General features: G+C 37.6%; 23 protein-coding genes and 1 pseudogene. 20 read left to right on the top strand and 4 right to left on the bottom strand.

Annotation, left to right across the window (positions count from 1 at the left end):
- Window positions 1–230: 230 nt before the first annotated feature.
- Together AC27IF_RS10445 and AC27IF_RS10440 are read right to left on the bottom strand one after the other, a co-directional pair.
- A complete protein-coding gene (locus tag AC27IF_RS10445) occupies window positions 231–533 on the bottom strand; it encodes a hypothetical protein (RefSeq protein WP_487054217.1) in 303 nt (100 codons plus the stop codon).
- A gap of 31 nt (window positions 534–564) precedes the next feature.
- Window positions 565–1512 (bottom strand): alpha/beta fold hydrolase, encoded by a 948-nt coding sequence (locus tag AC27IF_RS10440; protein WP_487054216.1) that lies wholly within the window; start codon window positions 1510–1512, stop codon window positions 565–567.
- Between the two features lie 346 nt (window positions 1513–1858).
- Between AC27IF_RS10440 and AC27IF_RS10435 the strand changes: the two genes are divergently transcribed.
- The 4 genes from AC27IF_RS10435 to AC27IF_RS10420 all read left to right on the top strand — a co-directional run bounded on the left by AC27IF_RS10435 (window position 1859) and on the right by AC27IF_RS10420 (window position 4689).
- Complete coding sequence (locus AC27IF_RS10435; protein ID WP_487054215.1) at window positions 1859–2341, top strand: hypothetical protein; 483 nt, start codon at window positions 1859–1861, stop codon at window positions 2339–2341.
- 108 nt (window positions 2342–2449) lie between these two features.
- Window positions 2450–3322 (top strand): alpha/beta hydrolase fold domain-containing protein, encoded by an 873-nt coding sequence (locus tag AC27IF_RS10430; protein ID WP_487054214.1) that lies wholly within the window; start codon window positions 2450–2452, stop codon window positions 3320–3322.
- Between the two features lie 87 nt (window positions 3323–3409).
- A complete protein-coding gene (locus AC27IF_RS10425) occupies window positions 3410–4129 on the top strand; it encodes a sulfite exporter TauE/SafE family protein (protein ID WP_487054213.1) in 720 nt (239 codons plus the stop codon).
- A gap of 53 nt (window positions 4130–4182) precedes the next feature.
- Window positions 4183–4689, top strand: coding sequence for a GNAT family N-acetyltransferase (locus AC27IF_RS10420; protein ID WP_487054212.1), 507 nt, complete (start codon window positions 4183–4185; stop codon window positions 4687–4689).
- A gap of 31 nt (window positions 4690–4720) precedes the next feature.
- On the opposite strand, the gene AC27IF_RS10415 is transcribed toward AC27IF_RS10420, so the two are convergent.
- Window positions 4721–5662, bottom strand: a complete 942-nt coding sequence (locus AC27IF_RS10415; protein ID WP_487054211.1) for a 2OG-Fe(II) oxygenase family protein — start codon at window positions 5660–5662, stop codon at window positions 4721–4723.
- Between the two features lie 299 nt (window positions 5663–5961).
- On the opposite strand from AC27IF_RS10415, the gene AC27IF_RS10410 reads away from it, so the two are divergent.
- The 14 genes and pseudogenes from AC27IF_RS10410 to AC27IF_RS10345 all read left to right on the top strand — a co-directional run bounded on the left by AC27IF_RS10410 (window position 5962) and on the right by AC27IF_RS10345 (window position 13195).
- Window positions 5962–6369, top strand: coding sequence for a GFA family protein (locus tag AC27IF_RS10410; RefSeq protein ID WP_487054209.1), 408 nt, complete (start codon window positions 5962–5964; stop codon window positions 6367–6369).
- 21 nt (window positions 6370–6390) lie between these two features.
- A complete protein-coding gene (locus AC27IF_RS10405; RefSeq protein WP_487054208.1) occupies window positions 6391–6870 on the top strand; it encodes a GNAT family N-acetyltransferase in 480 nt (159 codons plus the stop codon).
- Window positions 6871–6907: 37 nt separating this feature from the next.
- Entirely contained in the window at window positions 6908–7408 is a 501-nt protein-coding gene (locus AC27IF_RS10400) for a GNAT family N-acetyltransferase (protein WP_487054207.1), read from the top strand.
- Window positions 7405–7764, top strand: a complete 360-nt coding sequence (locus tag AC27IF_RS10395; RefSeq protein ID WP_487054206.1) for a nuclear transport factor 2 family protein — start codon at window positions 7405–7407, stop codon at window positions 7762–7764. The genes AC27IF_RS10400 and AC27IF_RS10395 overlap by 4 nt, the downstream gene beginning before the upstream one ends.
- A 34-nt stretch (window positions 7765–7798) precedes the next feature.
- The gene (locus tag AC27IF_RS10390) at window positions 7799–8134 is read left to right on the top strand and encodes a zinc ribbon domain-containing protein YjdM (RefSeq protein WP_487054204.1); all 336 of its coding nucleotides are present in this window, start codon (window positions 7799–7801) and stop codon (window positions 8132–8134) included.
- A gap of 47 nt (window positions 8135–8181) precedes the next feature.
- Window positions 8182–8340, top strand: a pseudogene (locus AC27IF_RS10385) (DUF1272 domain-containing protein); the annotation flags it as partial.
- Between the two features lie 152 nt (window positions 8341–8492).
- On the top strand, window positions 8493–8768 hold the full coding sequence (locus AC27IF_RS10380; RefSeq protein ID WP_487054202.1) for a hypothetical protein: 276 nt from the start codon (window positions 8493–8495) through the stop codon (window positions 8766–8768).
- 27 nt (window positions 8769–8795) lie between these two features.
- Complete coding sequence (locus tag AC27IF_RS10375) at window positions 8796–9308, top strand: hypothetical protein (protein ID WP_487054201.1); 513 nt, start codon at window positions 8796–8798, stop codon at window positions 9306–9308.
- 17 nt (window positions 9309–9325) lie between these two features.
- Window positions 9326–9835 (top strand): DUF6653 family protein, encoded by a 510-nt coding sequence (locus AC27IF_RS10370; RefSeq protein WP_487054200.1) that lies wholly within the window; start codon window positions 9326–9328, stop codon window positions 9833–9835.
- Between the two features lie 27 nt (window positions 9836–9862).
- Complete coding sequence (locus AC27IF_RS10365; protein ID WP_487054198.1) at window positions 9863–10360, top strand: P-loop nucleotide/nucleoside kinase family protein; 498 nt, start codon at window positions 9863–9865, stop codon at window positions 10358–10360.
- 112 nt (window positions 10361–10472) lie between these two features.
- Window positions 10473–10823, top strand: coding sequence for a Fis family transcriptional regulator (locus AC27IF_RS10360; RefSeq protein WP_487054196.1), 351 nt, complete (start codon window positions 10473–10475; stop codon window positions 10821–10823).
- A gap of 113 nt (window positions 10824–10936) precedes the next feature.
- Entirely contained in the window at window positions 10937–11596 is a 660-nt protein-coding gene (locus AC27IF_RS10355) for a cupin domain-containing protein (RefSeq protein WP_487054195.1), read from the top strand.
- Window positions 11597–11682: 86 nt separating this feature from the next.
- Window positions 11683–12192: an AAA family ATPase gene (locus AC27IF_RS10350; protein WP_487054193.1), complete on the top strand. Its 510-nt coding sequence runs from the start codon at window positions 11683–11685 to the stop codon at window positions 12190–12192.
- Window positions 12193–12508: 316 nt separating this feature from the next.
- Window positions 12509–13195, top strand: coding sequence for a helix-turn-helix domain-containing protein (locus AC27IF_RS10345; RefSeq protein ID WP_487054192.1), 687 nt, complete (start codon window positions 12509–12511; stop codon window positions 13193–13195).
- Window positions 13196–13238: 43 nt separating this feature from the next.
- Here AC27IF_RS10345 and AC27IF_RS10340 read toward each other — a convergent pair whose 3' ends face one another.
- Window positions 13239–16682, bottom strand: a complete 3444-nt coding sequence (locus AC27IF_RS10340) for a hybrid sensor histidine kinase/response regulator (RefSeq protein ID WP_487054190.1) — start codon at window positions 16680–16682, stop codon at window positions 13239–13241.
- Between the two features lie 153 nt (window positions 16683–16835).
- On the opposite strand from AC27IF_RS10340, the gene AC27IF_RS10335 reads away from it, so the two are divergent.
- Both AC27IF_RS10335 and AC27IF_RS10330 read left to right on the top strand, forming a co-directional pair.
- On the top strand, window positions 16836–18050 hold the full coding sequence (locus tag AC27IF_RS10335) for an MFS transporter (RefSeq protein WP_487054189.1): 1215 nt from the start codon (window positions 16836–16838) through the stop codon (window positions 18048–18050).
- Window positions 18038–18967, top strand: a complete 930-nt coding sequence (locus AC27IF_RS10330; protein WP_487054187.1) for an alpha/beta hydrolase — start codon at window positions 18038–18040, stop codon at window positions 18965–18967. The genes AC27IF_RS10335 and AC27IF_RS10330 overlap by 13 nt, the downstream gene beginning before the upstream one ends.
- Window position 18968: the final 1 nt, after the last annotated feature.

Below are 18968 nucleotides of genomic sequence, written 5' to 3'. Positions count from 1 at the left end.
TAACTCCTTGAAATAAAATGATAAATATTTCAATCAATCTCTAACGTGATAGTTTGACTTAATTCAAGGCAAATTTCGCGTCAATAGCTGGCCTATTGCAAGATAATTTAACGCAGAAGTCAGTAAAAATAGACGTTAGAGAAACATGTGTTAAGCCGAGCTCAGGTTAGCTAATGCATAGACAAAGAGGTATCAGTTATTTGCTCGTCTTGAAAGCTGCGTGATAAGTACTATTTATTGGTATGCTTTTTAAGTGACTCATCAAGTAATTTTTGTTGTTTTATTTGGGCATTCTTACATTTGTTTTTTTCATATTCATAGGGGTGGTTACAATTTTTGTCAGCCCCCAAACTGATGATTAAACTTTCTTCTCTTTCTTTGCACAAAAGCTCTTGAGCTGGCTCCATATTGACACATAGCGATTCCTTTTCACCGGAATTTGCATCACCATAATCTTTTTCACTATAAGAGCTACATCCAGTAAGAAGTATGAGTGATACCAGCAAATATTTTACATCAATTATTGATTTCATAGCCGTCCATTTGAGTTGTTAATTAAGCGTGTTATGGTTTTGTTGTGAAAGTTAAAAATGCATCAGCCGTTACTTTTGGCTTTTCCATCATGGGTAAATGTCCAACATTTTTTATGATGTTAACTTGGGCTTGTGGCATAACTTTCTTGAGAATACTTGCTCCAGAGACATGTAACACTCGATCTTTTTCGCCCCATGAAACTAAAACAGGCCCATTGTACTTGATTAAAACATCATCAAGTGGAGAATCTGGGTATGCTTGTCTGTCTTTCATTCTATGAATTTCTTCAAAGATTTTTGTTTTTAAAGTTACCCTTTGCTCAGCTTTCATTGCTAAATGCTTGATAATTGGTGCAGGGATGTACGGAGGGTCAACAAATAAAAAATCGAGTAATTGCGTGAACTCTAACTCTGTTCTTGGTAAAACCATTGGGTTATGACCATTTTGTATTGCCGTGAACATTTCACTTTTTTGTGCGCCGATCACGCCAAATGGACTTATTAACCAAAGGCTTTTGACTTGCTCAGGGTATTGAGAAGAAAAGTTTCCAGCAATGTAGCCTCCCATTGAGCTTCCCGCTAGATTGAATTCTCTAATGTTGAGAGCATCTACTATTTGTTTCAACCTAGCAACTTGCGAAAGGACATCATATTCAAGCTCTATATTATCGGTACTGTTCCCGAAGCCGGGTAAGTCGATTGCGATGACATCAAAGTGCTCTGTGAGGTATTTAGAAACCCTATTCCAATTATCTTTATCCGCGCCAAAACCATGCAGTAAAACTAGTGGCGTTCCACTTCCTCCCCGAAGATATTCAATTTCCAGATCACCCGTCTTAAGGCTCTGTACTTTTAGCCCTGAGATACTTCTTTCTGCGCTAATTATGTATTGAAATAATGTTGAGGTTGGTGTGATCGCATACAGAATTGAACAAAGTAAAATGATGCTAATAAAAATAAAACCTACCTTTTTAATCATGTATTTATCTCTTTTATCATTTTATTTTTGAGTCAGGTTAACAGCATCAAAGTTTAATATATAAGGCTAGCGCTTATATTAACAGCCAATTATACATTTTTAGATTAATGGCTGGATTGGAGTAATAGTTTCATAAGGTGAAACTGATAGAGAGCAACACCACTTTGATATAAATTTAACTCAATGGCAAACTGGTATAGATTAATGTTTGCCTGTGGAGTAAAAATTAGACTTTTATGTCATTTAACGGTTACGGTTTAATTATTACTCCGTTTAGCCATTAGGCCACGATGTTATCTCATTAATGAACCGCTATGTTTTTATTCACCACAATATGGAAATCAAAATGAAAAAACTAAAACTTGTATTACTTACGTTAATTTTTACTTCAATAAGCGTATTCTCTGAGCCTGTATTAGATGAAGCTAAAGTCATGGCTATTGGAGAAGAGTTTAGGGAAGCGGTTAAAAACCAAGATGTATCTGTATTCGAAAAATACTTATATCCAGGTAGTAAAATAATCATAGACATGGATCCTGCCAATAATAGCGGAGAAAAAGAAATTCCATATGATGACTATATGAAAATATTAAAGATGAGCCTTGAGATGATGAAGGATGCCGTTATTCATGATGAGTTATTGTCAATTTCAATAGATAAAGAAAATAATCAAGCGACAATCGAAGAAAAAACTACTGCGATTGTTGAAATGATGGGTATGAAAATGGAAGATGTCTCAATTAATAAAACGACTTATGGAATCGTAAAAGGTGAAATTAAAGTGATCATCACGCAAGACCAACTCGTGAGTAATAATATCGTCAAGTAAGCTATTACTTACAATAGCGGAGGTTTATAATTTTGTTGCTCCGCGTTAAACAAACTCCTTTTTATTATTTTATAGATACCAACTTCGCGTTATCTCTTAAGGAAATCTATGCGTTTTATCATTTTATTCTTCATATTTGTTGCTACAGGCTCTTTGGCGGCAAGTCCGATCCAATCTTTTTCCGGTTTAAAGACTGATATTCCCATCGGTGATGTTGATGGAACTACCTTAAGTATTAATATCGCGTTACCTGAACAAAAGGGTGCTCAACCTCAACCTGCGATGGTATATATTCACGGCGGAGGGTTAATCAAAGGTGATAAGAGCCGCTTCAATAAACATATTTCGGCGTTAGCGAAGCGAGGTATTGTTGCCGCGAGTGTCATGTATCGACTAGCACCAAAAAATCGTTACCCAGCAGCCATTGAAGATGTTAAAGCTGCCGTTCGTTTTTTAAAAGCAAATGCTGAAACATTTAATCTTGATCCAGAACGTATTATCGTTAACGGTGCTTCAGCTGGCGCGTATTTGGCAGTGATGGTGGGAGTTACAGGTAATGATGATAGGTTTTCTGATAATGGTCTTTATCCTGACTTCGATTCCTCTGTTCGAGCCGTGATCTCACAATCTCCCGCTATAGCGGATTACACGCTTGCTAAGTATCACAACTTTGCAATTGTAGAACGATTTAAGAGTACTGACATTCAAGATAAGCAAAAAGCGTTGGCTGCGTTGTCGCCAATAACTTATTTGGATAAGAGTGATCCTCCTTTCTTTTTAGCACATGGCTCAGCTGATGAAAAAGTGCCGGTGGATATGTCGCGAGAGTTTGTCGTTGAATTAAAAGCGAGAGGGCATGAGTTTGAATATATCGAGGTGGAGGGTGGTAAACACAGTTTAAATGCATCGCGCCCTGAAAAAGCATCAGAGGTTTCCAGTGCCTCTATGCGCTTCTTTGAAAAACATGCTTATTCACAATAGTTGCCGCCAATCTAAATACAGAGAAAGAATGTTTAATATCATAGGGTGGGCAGGTTTATCAGTACGTTTTAGCGTAAGGGATAAAATATGCAAATAGAATATATACTTGGGCTTATTTCATTTTTTACTTCTGTAATCGCAGGCGTTATTGGTTTTGGCGGTGGTATGTTATTAATTGCAGTACTGCCTATTTTTCTAAGCCCTAATTTGATTATTCCAATTCATGGTATAACTCAACTAGCCAGTAATTCCTCCAGAATGCTGTTCTCACTAGAGTTTGTGCGTTGGTCATTGTTGCCTAAGTTTTTGGTTGGCTCGCTAGTGGGGATAATGTTGTTTGGCTTTTTGCTATCAAATATATCTACTGAGTATGTACCGTTTGCGATTGGTGGCTATATTCTTCTCAATCTCTGGAGTCAACGTTTTGCTAAATTTATAAAGAAATATGAGAGCTATTATCTTATTGGTTTACTTCAAACCGGCTTAGGTTTAATTGTTGGTGCAACGGGGCCTTTGTCTCTTACCGTACTCACTAAAGAGCTAAATTCAAAAGACGAAATAATCGCTACCAGCTCTATGTTCATGACCATTAGCCATGTTGCCAAAATCCCGGTATTTCTCGTGTTAGGGGTATCACTTTTTGAAAATTTAACCTTACTTGTATCAATGGTAGCTGGCGCAATATTCGGCTCTTTTATTGGCACAAAACTAAGGCTGGCAGCACAAAATGAACAGCTCGTTTGGTTAGTGAAAATTCTGTTGAGTGCTTTAGCTGTCAACATGATTATATCAACAATTATGTTATAACAGTCGTAGTAATTAACGGTGCATTTGTTTGTCTTTTACCGGGAGTATCAATAGTGGATTTAACCTATCAAACCAAAAGATTGTCCGTAGTTGAAGTATCCAGTGAGACATTAACGACAAAACTTTCTAGTGAAATAACTGAGTTATTTACACCACCAGTAGTAGCAAACCTACCGTCTTACTTTGCCAATATAAATTCGATAGCTAAAGCCCAGCAGTGGTATCTAAAAATGGTGTCTGAAAGCCGTTTATTTGTTGTTAAACATGCGGAGACCAAGGCAACATTAGGCTTTGTTTTTGTTTATGTTGAAAATGATGGTGAGGCTCATATTGGTTACCTACTGGGCGAATTATATTGGGGTAAAGGCTATGGTACTGAACTTCTGCAAGGCTTAATTGGTTTTATTAACAGTGAGAATAACTTAAAAAAACTTATTGCGGGCGTGGGCGTCGACAATGTAGCGTCAACAAAATTGCTCAATAAACTTGGCTTTATTGAGCGACCTTATGAGGGTAGTGAAACGGTATTTTATGAATATACATTGTTAAAAATTCAATAAACAATTCAGCAACAACAAGATATGGCTCGTGTTAAAATGGGGCAATCTTGTCTGGTTCAGAAGAGGGTACTGTCCAACGTTTATGAGCATCAATATCCATATTTTTCTCACCCTTTCTCGGTATTTGCAGGCGATCTCCATACAGCCATAATACTATATTAGTACGTTCACCACTTGTTATCGGTTGAGCCGCATGTGCAACACTACCTCGGTGAATCATCGCACTGCCAGGAGTGAAATTTAGTCTGTTTACTTTACCTGTATTTGGGTCGTAAAAATCAACTTCAGATCCGGTAAACTCTTCTCCTGGAACATTCAAATTAATATTCAAAGTCGCCGCAGATGCATCGGTGTGGAGACGTAGAGAAGTGTCCATACCTGTCTGATATTGAATTGAAAAGCCAAACGTTTGTGTGTCGTAGCCCATGACTTCTGGGAATAACAGTCGTGCTATCGGGCGCATGTATAAATCCAGTATTTCCCGATAGAACTTTTGGAAGCTAGGTGCCGCAAGAAAACCTTCAGAGCGAGGATCAAGCATGGCGCCTTGACGATTTAGTGCAATACCATAAGGCGGGCGCAGAGGAATATCAGCGTTTGCTACCTCTTCAAGGTAACCACGAAATTCAGTTAGGCGCTGAGGATCAAAAAACTGACAATGATAAACACCAGGAGAAACCTCTTGCCATAAATCTCGAACAGCATGCTCTGTTGTTGGGTTCTCCCATGCTTGCAAAATAGCATTGCGTAGCTTGGCATCGAGCAGTGAAGTATCAGGAATGAATATGTGTTCTTTGTTGTTTTTTTCCCACTCCTGCCATGCTGCACTTAATAATTGTTTGTTATTCTGCCAAAAGTTTTGCACTGATGGGGCTCGCATAAGCATGTCTTCTCTTGAAGGTAATTTTAAGGCTCGTGCATGTTGTAATTGACTGCTTAGTGAACTCTCATTTACTTTAAGTGTATTTTTCATCTAACTTTCTCCTGATACTAACTTAATCATGGTGTTAACTTTGACGATAAATTAATTTTATTATGTATTATTTTGCAGATAAATAAGGCGTATGATGAATCAGTATTAAGATTTTCTATATAATATGAGGAGGAATACTCAGTTTTCGCTAATTTATACATAATGTCGCGCTATACAATTATTAAGTTAGAGTTGTCGAACTTGTGAAACAAAGCTACATTGTCTGGGGATTAAAGCATAAAAAATACCTCAAAGGATTTAGTCGTTATTTATCATAAGAGCAGGGGAAATAGTAAACCATGTATACTGGAAAATGCTTATGTGGCCAAATAGAGGTAACAATTACCGGTGAAATTAATGATATTATCCATTGTCATTGTTCTCTATGTCGGAAAAACAGCGGTACAGCTTACGCAACGAATGGCTTCATCAATGCGAGTGATTTTGAAATTACTTCAGGTAAAGACAAGTTAAGTCAGTTTTCTTTTAAACCGGGTCGGTATCGATATTTTTGTACTGGTTGTGGCTCACCCGTGTACAGTGCTAATGAACAAGACCCTGCACGTTTTAGGATAAGACTGGGGATTTTAGATTCAGATATCAGTGAAAGGCCGATATCTCATAATTTTGTTTCGTCAAAAGCCAACTGGGAAGAGCTTGATGCTAACTTACCAAGGTATGACTCTTTTGAACCTAACCGTAAGTAACGTTTAGGTACATTATTTAAAGTGAGTGAGCCATTGGAAAATATAACTATTCGAAAAGCTTTGGTCAGCGACCAAGCATCTTTACTAACTCTAGAGCAAGCTGTTGTGGAAGCTGAGCGGCCTTTTAATTTAACATTAAAGGCACATGATGCTGTTTATTATGATCTCCAGCATTTAATTACCCAAAGTGATTCTCACTTAATTGTTGCTGAAAGTAATAAGCAAATTATAGCGACTGGCTATGCTCAAATTAGAGATTCAAAGCAATCACTAAAACATAACAAGCATGCTTATCTTGGCTTTATGTATGTTGCACCAGAATACAGAGGATTAGGTATAAATAAACTGATCATGGAAAGCCTAATTGAGTGGAGTAAATCTCAAGGAGTTTCTGATTTATACTTAGATGTTTATGCTGAAAATAAAGCGGCAATCCGGGCTTATGAAAAAGTAGGGTTCGAGCAATCCCTCGTTGAAATGAAAATAAATTTAGCCAACTAACCCCTGTTACATGAACTTAGCAATTAAGTTAATTTAGATGAAATTTGAAATATTATCCCAACAACATGCACAACTATTGTTTGACTTTGAACTCGACAATAAAGCTTGGTTTGAATCTATGATTGCACCAAGAGGGCAGGCCTTTTATTCCAAAAATGGTATTTATAGCCACATAGAAGCGCAAATTAAAGCAATGGCTTCAGGAGTATCTATTTGTGGTGTTTTAGTCAAAGATGACCTCATAGTCGCGAGAGCAAATTTAAGGGATATTACCGCACATAAGGCTAGTGTTGGCTACAGAGTGGCACAGCAGTTTACCTCACAAGGCTTTGCAAGCCTTTGCTTATCTGAAATAATTACTAAGGCCCAAGCGCTAGGTATCCGTACGTTAGAGGCTAATGTGCTCGATAATAATCCTGCATCTAAACATGTATTGGAAAAACAAGGCTTTAAATCGTTCAGTTATGAGCCATGTTTCCTAACCTTAAATAACCAACCTCTCGGTTGTACAAAATATCAATTAGTAGAGTTAGCATGAAACCAAAAGAGTTAATTGAACTATGGGTGCAAGCCTTTAATGAAGGTGATGCCGATAAAATTGCAAGCTTTTATGCCGATTCAGCAATAAACCATCAAGTAGCAAATGAGCCTGTAGAAGGAAAAGCTGCCATTCATGCCATGTTTGCGAAAGAGTTTGCTGATGCGGACATGGTTTGTCTTATCGAGAATATCTTTGAAGATGGTGAGTGGGTTATTTTAGAATGGCGTGATCCCCTTAACCTTAGAGGCTGCGGTTTTTTTAAAATAATAGATGGCTTGATTATTCTTCAGCGTGGCTATTGGGATAAATTAAGTTTTTTACGTGCACATAGTTTACCTATCCCACTACAATAGCGTCTCAATGATTAATTTTTAGAAGTGATAATGTATGTCTTGTCCCCCTTGTCCAAAGTGTAAATCTGAATTCGTTTATCCAGATCAAGATCATTTAATATGTCCTGAGTGCAGCTATGAATGGCTGCCAGCAGAAGTTGAAGCAGAAGACCTTATTGAAGTAAAAGATGCTAATGGCACATTGCTTTTTGAAGGCGATAAGGTCACTGTCATTAAAGATTTAAAAATTAAAGCCAGCTCGCAAGTGATTAAAATTGGCACCAAAGCACTTATTAGGCGTATTAAAGATAGAAAAGATCACGAACTTGATTGTAAAGTTGATGGTGTTGGCGAAATGATGGTTACGGCTAAATTTGTCAAGAAAGCTTAAGTTGAGATACAACCATATCAGGATGTTTACTAAAAAGAGGAGGGGAAATGTTAGTACTAAAACCTAATTGTGAAGGGTGTGATAAAGAGCTTCCTCCAACTTCGACAGAAGCATGTATATGCAGCTACGAATGCACGTTTTGCCAAGAATGCGTAGATACAGTGCTGAGTAATGTTTGTCCAAATTGCGGTGGCGGTTTTTCATCCCGTCCCATCAGGCCCTCGAAAGAGCATAGAAAAGGTGTGAGCTTAGAACATCAACCGGCATCGAATACTCGCGTGAACACTAAACTCAACACGGAAGAAATTGTCGAATTTACTGCAAAAATTAAAGATGTTTTACCAGAAAATAGGTAGTTATGAATAAAAGTATAATCCCAAAGTTTATCGGTGTTTTTGTCAGTCTTTGCATTATTTGGTTGATAAATGATGTTTTGCTAATAGACCCCTGTATAGCGAAAAACGGTAATTTTGATTACCAGAAAGGTGTTTGTTTACTTGAAAATGGGGACGTTTTTAAGACTGGATTAGAAGTGCCACTTGTGGTGGTATATATAGTTGTGGGCTTTATTGTTACTTTGTTAGTTTCAAAATTAATTAATAAAATATTGCAGAAATCTGATAGAGAAACTTAATTTAAAATTCACAAGGAGCTGAAGTCTATGTATATAAAAGTAATCGTTGTATTTTTATTATTGACTATAGGGAAGTCGCAGGCGAATGAGGTGGCATTTGAAATGCCTTCGCAATTTGCTTTTGGTCAAAATGTAGAACAAATAAAACTGAACTTGTCGCTTATGTGTTCAGCCATTAATGTGATTAATATAACGCCAATAACTGCACCTTTAGCAAAGCAATCTCAGCAGCAAATTAATTGCTCTGGATTCATGTATGGTGGTAAGGAAAGACAGGTTGAATTGGTTTTTCAAGATGATCAACTCGATATTGTTTGGATATTATTCCCCAAAGAAGAAAAACAAACCTTTATTACAAATTTTAAAGCACTTCACGGTGAGCCAACGATGGAAGTCGGTTATGGCACCATTTTCTTGCAAGCGAATGCAGCTATTCGAAACGAGCCTTCAGAAGTATTATTCGCTTCTACTCGGCAAGTTAAAGTAATGATGAATAAATTGAAACAACAATTAGCACAAGCGAATAAACAACAAGGTTAATGTCTTAAGGAGGTTTAATGGATGTTCTTAAGTGGGCTGAAAAAACCATGTCGATGGACGAAGAAACATGGCAAAGACACGCTAACCCTTGGAGTGTTTATACTCGCTTTACAACACTTCCCTTAATCACCCTCGCTTTTTGGTCGAGAACATGGTTTGACAGTTTTTATTTGATATTTATAGCTTTGTCCTTGCTTTGGGTTTGGCTTAATCCTCGTTTATTTAAGGTGCCAAAAGGTACAAATAACTGGGCTTCAATGGGCACGTTTGGTGAGCGAATATATTTAAATCGTAAAAATGAAACGATACCCGATCACCACCTTAACACTTGCCAACTCCTGCAAGTGTTATCTGCGATGGGCTTACCGTTTTTTATTTATGGTCTTTACTCTCTAGATGTTTGGATTGTTATACTAGGTAACCTCTGGATTATGACCTTTAAAGCATGGTTTGTTGATCGTATGGTTTGGTTATATATGGATATGAAAGATAGCAATCCTACCTATCAATCATGGTTAAAAATATAAAAGCTAAGCGTATAGCAAGGAGGTTAAATGGATAATAGTGTCGGTCGATTGATATATTTTTGCGGTAAAATGGCGGCAGGAAAATCAACAGAAGCGCATATTGTCGCCGAAAGATGCAATGGTGTACTGATTGCAGAAGACGAATGGTTAGCAGCGCTTTATCCAAATAAAATAAACTCTTTTGAGGATTACATTCATTATTCTGGCTTGTTAAAACCGTTAATAAAAAGCCATGTACAAAACATACTAAAAACCAAGACCAATGTTGTGATGGACTTTCCTGCGAATACGAACAAACAGCGGGCATGGTTCAGTAAACTAGTTCAGGAGATTGGTGCAAGCAGTGAACTTATCTACTTAAAAATAAGTAATGATTTATGTCTAAAACGATTAGCCAAAAGGCGCATTGAGCAACCGGCTAGGAAAAAGTTTGATACGGAAATAATATTTAATCAAGTCGTGAGTTTCTTTGAAGAGCCTTGTGAAAGTGAAGTATCAACACTGATAGAAGTTAAAAAGTTATAAGCCTTTCGTAAATATTTACTTTGAAATTAACAGAGATTAAAGCTTAAGGTTGAATCCGTTTGGTATAAGTACATATTCGCGTAATATCGGCACATTAAGGAAATAGGTAAGCATGCGTAAAACAGATAAAAAACTTGATAATCAACTGAGACTAGCACTCACCGATGTTTGTGAAACAGCATTAAAAGAAGTCTCAGGTTTTCAATGGCTAACCCATTTAGTTAATTACTCAAATTTTCCCAACAGCTTGCAGATAGTTTGTGTGTTTGAAAGCAATGATCAGCTTGCTGTATTTACCCAAAGTAATGATAAAAATTTACTTAATAGCCTAATTCAAAATAAGCTGGTTGGTATGGGGATACACGTTAAAAGTTTCACTAACCATATACTTTATGACACCGAGGAAAACTGTCATAAAACTCACGCAGGCAATTGGGCTAATAGGTTAAGTAAAAAGCATTAAAAACGAAAAGATTACAATAAAAAATACCTTTTAACAGAATATTTCTTAATTGTATTTTTGAAAAAATGTAAAATAGAAAAGTTAAATAAATCATAGATATTAAGGAGAATATAGTGAAAATAATTTTACAGGTATTAATTATTTTATGTGTATTTCAGTTACATGTATTTAGTCAAGCGCAAGCGGCTAGTATAGATAGTATTCAGTTCGACAATGCCTATTTTTATGATAAAAAAGGTAATTTTTTACCAGAGAAAGCTAAAGATGCCATTTTGATATTAATGGATTATCACGGCTACCCAAAATATGACGGTATTCGCGATGATCTATGGGTGATGGATTATAATTCAGGTCGTTTCGCTGAAGTAGGTTTATCAGGTATCACCTATGAAAATAACCAAAAGAATCTCTATATGTTATTAGATATTTTCTTGCTACCAAACCAAATGTTAGCAGAACACTGGCATGTGGATGGTAAAGAAACTGCGGCTAAACGTGAAGGTTGGTTAGTCCGGTGGGGGAAAAGTTATATTGCAGGAGTGGGGCCAGATAACATGAAGCAATTTCCAGAAGTTCAAATTCCTTATGTACATTGGAATGGTAAGGTTGAAGCAAAGCATATTGTTGAAGGCATGCCCGGTACTTTCACTAACTTAAAAGAAGTACTTTCAAGACATTGGCAAATGGCAGGGAAAGAAGGTGCCATCATTACTGAAGTTGCTAACTATGCTGATGGCGAAGCCGTTAAAAGATCAGATCCTAAAATGAATTAGCAGTTCGTCGCGTATATAAATTTTGCACTTAATTGATACGCTTTTTCAGATTAATTTTTTGTTATTTATTCAAAGGATGTGGTATTTTGCATAATATAATCATTTTTGGCAATTCAGGCTCAGGTAAGTCAACGCTTGCTAAGCAGTTAAGTCAGGAGAAAGGTCTAGCGCATTTAGATCTCGACTCACTTGCTTGGCAGGCAACAACGCCACCTCTACGTAGGTCGATTGCAGAGTCTAAACAAGAGATAGATAGTTTTATCAATAAGCATTCTGCTTGGGTAATTGAAGGCTGTTATAGCGATTTATTAGCACTAGTTGAATTACATGCCAGTGAAATCATCTTTATGAACTTATCCATTGAACAGTGTATTTCCAATGCTAAGTCACGGCCATGGGAGCCACATAAGTATGAGTCTAAACAGGCGCAAGATCACAACTTGACCATGCTAATTGAGTGGATATCTCAATACTCTGCAAGAGACGATACTTTCTCAAAGCAATCACATCAAAAGTTTTATAATCAGTTTCGCGGTAGAAAACGCCAGATAAATGATAACATTGCCTTTTCTGAGTTTGTGCTATCAGCGAATTAACTTTTACTGTATTGGAATTTTCACTGAAGCGGCTCTGGTTGCTGGTTTATTGATGCTTAGTACAGCGTATTTATACCATTGACGTATTATTAATAAAACTTTTGTCGCAAAGAAAAAATAATTGTTTATCATTAAAATATCAGTGGTATTTTTTTGTATTTAAAAACCAATCAGGCGCTTAAGTTAAATGATTTAAGTATATGATTTTATTAGGTTGTCATCTGGTGTCGTTAAAATGTCGTGCTAAATAACTCGCTAAAACAATGAACAAGAACATAATCCTCTTCGTTGTTTTCAAGATATTAGAGGTGTGAACTTGTTACTTTCAACTCACAAATTAAAAACATTACGTAGAGACAAGGGGTGGTCGCAAGAGTTACTCGCAAAAGCGACTGATTTATCAGTAAGAACTATTCAACGAATAGAGTCTGACGGTAGAGCTTCTGCAGAATCAACTCTTGCCATTGCTTCGGTTTTTAATCTATCTCCTCAACAATTGAAAGCAACTTCTGATGAAATTGAAGTGAATTGGACGAGGAAAATTATTATGAAAAACATGATAGCGTTAATGATTATCTCTGGCGCGATTGGGATGCTAATTATTTTAGGGGCTAGTGCCAAAACCTTTATTGATATTGCTTCTGGTTTGTTCTTAATCTTATTTTTATATGCGGCAACTATTATCACCTTCGGTACTACGGGTATGCTTAAGTCGTTAACTGGGCTTAAATATCTATTTACCGAAGAAATGGTTGGTGGCGCGCAAGCTAAATATTTGGCAGAGCTGTATACAAGCCAAGTGAAGTTTTTGTACGGCGGTGCCTTCATTGGGTTGATTATTGGCGCAATTGCCATTTTGGCTAATATTGATACCTATGAGAACTTTGTTTTTTTAAGAGCATCTGCTGTTAACTTAATTGTGCTGTTATATGCCGCCGTATTGAGTGAAGGCATCTTTAGACCGTTAAGTATCAAACTAAATACCTGTGACCTAAAAGAATAAAGTTATTTTACGCTAGGGTAATATCACCATGAAGCAATGCTTGTTAGTTAGAAATCAGTAATTGCTTCATTAACTTTTTCAGTGCCAATGCTTTAATCGGTTTACGCATAAAATAAAATTTTGCATCGCTAGTTTGTTGGCGAACTTGCTCAGAAGGATCGGCAGAGCATATGATTACGGGTGCTTGCCAGCCATATTTAATTTTACTGTTTTGCACTAAATCGACGCCATTCTTATCATTATCTAAATGGTAATCGGAGATAATAATATGTGGGGTAGTTGGCTGTGTCATTAATAGGGCATTTAAGCTTACTTCATCTTGCGCAGCAATAACTTGGCAACCCCATTCTTTTAATTGCGTTGTCATTGCCGTTAACATTAAGGGCTCATTATCAATTAAGACAATGGATAAGTGATTAAATTCTCCGGTAAGCGTTGTCTGCTCGTTTGCTGGCTTAGTCACTGTATTTGCTAAGCGTTTATCACTACGAGGTACTGAAATGCTAAAACAAGTCCCTTTATCTAGTGTTGATTTAACGCTAATAGTCAAACCAAGCAATTTAGCAATGCGCTCAGAAATAGCTAGCCCTAACCCCAGCCCTGATGCTGCTTGATTGGGATCTAAACGTTCAAACTCTTTAAATATTGTTTCTTGCTTATCAACAGGAATACCAGGACCGTTATCCCATACCTCAATCACGACTTGTTGATTTTGATGTCTAACTCCTAATAATACTTTTCCTTGGCGATTGGTTTGAGGGCAATAGTTAATAGCATTAGATAAGAAATTTTGTATTATACGGCGCAACAGTCTTTGATCGGTTTCAATAGCACAAGTAGATTTTACGTAACTAAAAACGATATCAGCCTGCTGCGATAGTAAAGAAAACTCTTTATTTAAAGGCGTTAAAAATTCATCGATGGTAAAGCAATGAATATCAAGTTTTTGTGAGCTGTTGTCTAACCGAGATATTTCGACCAAGTCGGATAATAACGTTTCAGCGGCGGTTAGTGAGTTTTGAATATTCACCGCCAGCTCTTGTAAATCAGTATCTTGAACCTTCTTATTTAACATATTGGTAAATAACGACATGGCGTTAAATGGCTGCATTAGATCATGACTAGCCGCGGCCAAAAACTTACTTTTACTGGTGTTTGCTGCTTCAGCTTCGGCTTTCGCTTGGCTTAATTCATGTGTACGTTCTCTAACGCGTTGCTCTAAATTTTCGTTAGCCTGTTGAAGAGCTTTTGCTGCATTAATATGATCGGTTATATCGGCAAAAGTACTAACAAAACCACCACCTGGCATTGCTTGACCACGTATTTCTAGAACAATACCGCTAGGCATTTCCCTTTGAAAGTGATGGCTATTACCTTTGCGCATGTAATCGAGTCGACGAGTAATAAAATCTTCGTCATTACAAGAATTGCTCGCGATAACCCCTCTGTCAGCATTAAAACGAATTAGTTCGGCGATGGGTTTACCGACGGTTACTAGCTCACTGGGATAATCGAGTAACTCAATGTAGCGTTGGTTCCAAGCCACTAAACGCATATCAGCATCGACAACGCTAATGCCTTGTTCAATATTTTCTACGCCAGCTTGTAACAACTCACGATTAAATTGAAATAGCTCGCTGGCTTCATCAACAATATTTACCACGTCCTCAAAAGGCATACTTTGTTGCTTACTAGCCGCTAGCATAACCATACGTGTAGAAGCTGAGCCGAGTACACTGGCTAGTTGTAGGCGTGTGTAATTACACAACTCAATACTGGCGACGCTGTTTTTGCTACTTTCAGTGTAATGTTGTTTAAAAGTATCGGCGGCCTCATTACTAACGAATCGCTGCAATAACTGGTGAAGATCTTTATGGCTAAGGTTTTTTTCAAACGATTTATGAGACTTATCAATAAACAATTCAGCTTGCAGTTTTTCACCGACGCTTCGGTGGCTTAACAAAGAAATCACTATAAAGCAGCTACTGTTAACGAATAGGCTAAAGAACAAACCATGGCTGATATTATCTAAAAAGTTGATACCAAATAATGCGTATGGTTTTAACCAAGCGATATCAAAAAGCCCTGTTTTGAGCCAAGTGGAATCTGGCAGTAAACTTGGCAGTAGCAAGGTATAAAACCAAATGATACTGCCAATAATTAATCCGGTTAATGCGGCTTTAGTGGTGGCTTTACGCCAATAAAGAGCACCCACCACTATTGGGGCTAATTGGGCGAGTAGAACAAAAGAAAGTAGGCCTATATCGGCTAAATGATTTTTTGCAGCAATGGTGCGTTCAAAAATAAAAGCCAATAAAAGCAATAATGCGATGGCTATTCTGCGTAAATTTAGTAATAAGCCCGAGAGTTGGTTTTTTTGCTTTACCATAAAGCTTTTATGGCGCAATAAAAGTGGGTTAATAATTTCTGTGGTGACCATGGTGCTAAGTACTATGGTGGCAATAATCACCATACTCGTTGCAGCGGCTAAGCCACCGATATATACCAAACCGCCTAACCAAGCTTGTTGAAAAAATAACGGAATGGTGATCACATAAGTATCTGCATCAACACTGCCTCCTGGGAATAAACTTTGCCCTGCTAAAGCGATAGGTAATACGAACAAATTAATCAGAATAAAATACAAAGGGTAAAGCCAGCGTGCGGCTCTTAGCTCTTTTTCATGATGATTTTCTATCATCAACATATGATATTGCTGTGGCAATATAAATATAGTGATCATGCCCAAAATAGCTTGTGAAATAGCGAAGTAAATACCGCCACCATCTGTTTCTGTAGGCTTAATATTTTGGGTTTGAGTAAATAAATCACTAACACCGTCAAAGACAAAAAAGGTGGCAAAAATGCCTACAGCTGTTAATGCAAAGAGTTTGACTACCGAGCTAAAAGCAATAGCAAGTACTAAACCTTGGTTTTGTTTATTAACGACGACTTGTCGAGCCCCGAATAAGATACTGAAGATAATGAGTACGACAGTAACGACAAAAGTCGTGCTAATACCCGACTGATACGAGCCGGTAACTAAATCAAAGCTGGTACTGATAGCGCGTAGCTGTAGTGCGATATATGGAATGGTTCCCAATAGTGCGACGAGTGTCACTGTGGCGGCTATAACAGGAGAGCGATCATAACGACAAGCAATAAAGTCAGCAATTGAGGTTAAATTTTGTTGCTTGGTAATACGTAAAATTTTCAGCAACATCGGCCACGCTAGCACGAGGCAAAATATTGAGCCAAAATATATTGGAGCTAACCAAGAACCCGTTGCAGCAGCTTGCCCCACGGTGCCGTAGAACGCCCAAGACGTACAACTAACCCCTAACGATAAACTGTAAACCCAAGGATGGTTTAATCCGTTATGGTTGGTTTGTTTCTGCCCCCAATAAGCCACTACAAATAATAATAAAAGATAGCCTATTGATAAAAGGGAAATTAGCCAAGTATCGAGAGAGAGCCAAACTAGCAACGAATTTTCCTTAGAAATTGAGAATAGTTAATGAATACCTTGTCAGCATATCACGAGTAATAATTAAACACAGGGAACGAAGGTAGTACATCATTATCTGGATTAGTGCAGTAAGCTGACTGACAGTAATAATTTTTCGTTGAAGTAGCCAGTATGAGCCTGAGTAAAATAAATAACAAATACCTTGTCGCAGCACTCGTTTTTATTAGTTACACCTTATTTGCTATGGCGTGGGTCGGTGGCACAGCTAGCATGAATCAAATTATGGCGGCTATGCATATTGATAGCCTAGCCTCTGCGAGCTTTATTAGTGGCGCTGTCACTTTAGCAAAGATTGTTGGTACTTTTATTGCCGCTTGGTTGGCTTTGAAGTTAGGGGTGAAAAAAGCTTTTTTTGTGTCAGGTATATTGATTTCTATCGGTATATTAACGCCTTATGCGCCAAATTATGAATTACTGTTAGTAAGCCGGTTTTTAATGGGTTTAGGCGGTGCCTTTATGATTGTTTACTTCAATCCTATTGTTATGGCTTGGTTTGAACCGCATGAGAGACCAACCATCAATGGTATTAATGCTGTGGCTTTTAATGTCGGCACCGGCATTATTTTATGGCAAATGGCTAACTTTAATAGTCTGACCGGTAGCTGGCAAAATACCTTGGTGATATTTTCTTTAGCTAGCCTGGGGTTGAGTGTCGCTTGGCTATTAACGAAAGATATTGAGGAAAAATCAGCTGATAATGCCTCAGAGAAAGCAGTAACAGAAACTTACTCTTATCTAGATGGCTTAAAAGATAAGTTTAACTGGGTGTATGCATTAAGTTATTCAGGAATTCTGGCCTTTTATATTTGTTTATTTACCTTTTATCCTAAAGCAGGCATTAGCCAAAGCGCATTGGTGATTGGCTCTGGCATTGTCGGTACTTTGGCTGGAATCGTTTACAGTAAGCACTTTACTCAACGTGTACCTGTAATTCGTTGGTCTGGTTTGATAATAGTGTTAACTGTGTTTGGTTTATCCTTTAGTAGCTCGCCTTTATTACAAACAATATGCGCAATGGTATTAGGATTCTTTATTTTTTTTCCAATAACAGCCCTAGTCACAATTCCTCATGAACTGCCTAACATGACAGGTCAACGCATCACGGTAGTATTTAGTCTGTTTTATTCTATTAGTTATTTAGTAGCGACCGCGGTGTTATGGATTTTTGGCAAGTTAGTCGATATGAATGGTGGTGATTATAACGCAGCGTTTATGCTTATTACGGTGTTAAGTAGCACTTTCTTTATTGGGAGCTTCTTTTTACCTGAGACCGCCAAACAAACTAACATTTTATCGAATAAAAAGGACTCATCATGCGAGGCGTAATATCTCCTAAATTAAGCGAATTTATTGAACAAGTAAATATTACGGCTGCCCAAGCAAAAGAAAATGGCGTCGTGATGACACCCAGTTTGGTACGTGAGAATTTAGACAAATTGAGTGTTTTTATTGGTGAGGGACCTGATTTAGCGCTAGTTAACGATTATATATTTACTACACAATCCCATGACATTCCCGTCAGAGTTTATAGCCCAGCACCGACAGAGGATTTACCTGTTGTCATTCATTATCATGGTGGTGGCCACATGTGTGGCAGTGTTGATCTGTATGATGCGATCAGTCGAAAAATTGCCAGAGCAGGGCGCTGTATCGTGATTGCAGTTGATTACCGATTAGCACCTGAATTTCCTTATCCTGCCGGTGTGGATGATTGTCAGTATGTATTAGAAAATTATCAACAATCCCTAACAGGTATTTGCTTTAATAAGCAGTTGATTATTGTCGGCGATAGCGCTGGTGGTGCCATATGTACCACCTTAGCCAGTAAAAACATTACCAATGCACAAGTAAATATAGATAAACAAGTATTAATCTATCCGAGTGTAGATTACACCTTAACTTTGCCATCGGTGACTGAAAATGGCACAGGCTTCTTATTAGAAAAAGCTAAAGTTGATTGGTATTTTGATAGTTATTTTCAACATAATGAGCCAAGAAAATCCGTTTCTCCTTTATTTATGCCAGTGGATTCGACGATGCCTGAAACGTTAATTTTTAACGCTGGTTGTGATCCATTAAGGGATGAAGCCATCGCCTATGAAGCGGCATTAAAACAAGCGGGGGTTAAAGTCCGTCGTTATAGCTTTGATGGCATGATTCACGCGTATATGTTGCTTGATTCTATGGTAGCAAGCGAGTGCCAACAAACTTATGAAATGATAGGTGAGTTTATTCGTCGTTAAG

This window comes from Colwellia sp. KS18-150 (assembly GCF_057551365.1).
This window is presented reverse-complemented; position numbering and strand designations above follow the sequence as displayed.

Bases quoted from the DNA above. Each gene is read 5' to 3' on its own strand.
- AC27IF_RS10445 (WP_487054217.1), bottom strand. From the start codon at position 533: ATGAAATCAATAATTGATGTAAAATATTTGCTGGTATCACTCATACTT.
- AC27IF_RS10440 (WP_487054216.1), bottom strand. From the start codon at position 1,512: ATGATTAAAAAGGTAGGTTTTATTTTTATTAGCATCATTTTACTTTGT.
- AC27IF_RS10435 (WP_487054215.1), top strand. From the start codon at position 1,859: ATGAAAAAACTAAAACTTGTATTACTTACGTTAATTTTTACTTCAATA.
- AC27IF_RS10430 (WP_487054214.1), top strand. From the start codon at position 2,450: ATGCGTTTTATCATTTTATTCTTCATATTTGTTGCTACAGGCTCTTTG.
- AC27IF_RS10425 (WP_487054213.1), top strand. From the start codon at position 3,410: ATGCAAATAGAATATATACTTGGGCTTATTTCATTTTTTACTTCTGTA.
- AC27IF_RS10415 (WP_487054211.1), bottom strand. From the start codon at position 5,662: ATGAAAAATACACTTAAAGTAAATGAGAGTTCACTAAGCAGTCAATTA.
- AC27IF_RS10410 (WP_487054209.1), top strand. From the start codon at position 5,962: ATGTATACTGGAAAATGCTTATGTGGCCAAATAGAGGTAACAATTACC.
- AC27IF_RS10400 (WP_487054207.1), top strand. From the start codon at position 6,908: ATGAAATTTGAAATATTATCCCAACAACATGCACAACTATTGTTTGAC.
- AC27IF_RS10395 (WP_487054206.1), top strand. From the start codon at position 7,405: ATGAAACCAAAAGAGTTAATTGAACTATGGGTGCAAGCCTTTAATGAA.
- AC27IF_RS10390 (WP_487054204.1), top strand. From the start codon at position 7,799: ATGTCTTGTCCCCCTTGTCCAAAGTGTAAATCTGAATTCGTTTATCCA.
- AC27IF_RS10380 (WP_487054202.1), top strand. From the start codon at position 8,493: ATGAATAAAAGTATAATCCCAAAGTTTATCGGTGTTTTTGTCAGTCTT.
- AC27IF_RS10375 (WP_487054201.1), top strand. From the start codon at position 8,796: ATGTATATAAAAGTAATCGTTGTATTTTTATTATTGACTATAGGGAAG.
- AC27IF_RS10370 (WP_487054200.1), top strand. From the start codon at position 9,326: ATGGATGTTCTTAAGTGGGCTGAAAAAACCATGTCGATGGACGAAGAA.
- AC27IF_RS10365 (WP_487054198.1), top strand. From the start codon at position 9,863: ATGGATAATAGTGTCGGTCGATTGATATATTTTTGCGGTAAAATGGCG.
- AC27IF_RS10360 (WP_487054196.1), top strand. From the start codon at position 10,473: ATGCGTAAAACAGATAAAAAACTTGATAATCAACTGAGACTAGCACTC.
- AC27IF_RS10335 (WP_487054189.1), top strand. From the start codon at position 16,836: ATGAGCCTGAGTAAAATAAATAACAAATACCTTGTCGCAGCACTCGTT.
- AC27IF_RS10330 (WP_487054187.1), top strand. From the start codon at position 18,038: ATGCGAGGCGTAATATCTCCTAAATTAAGCGAATTTATTGAACAAGTA.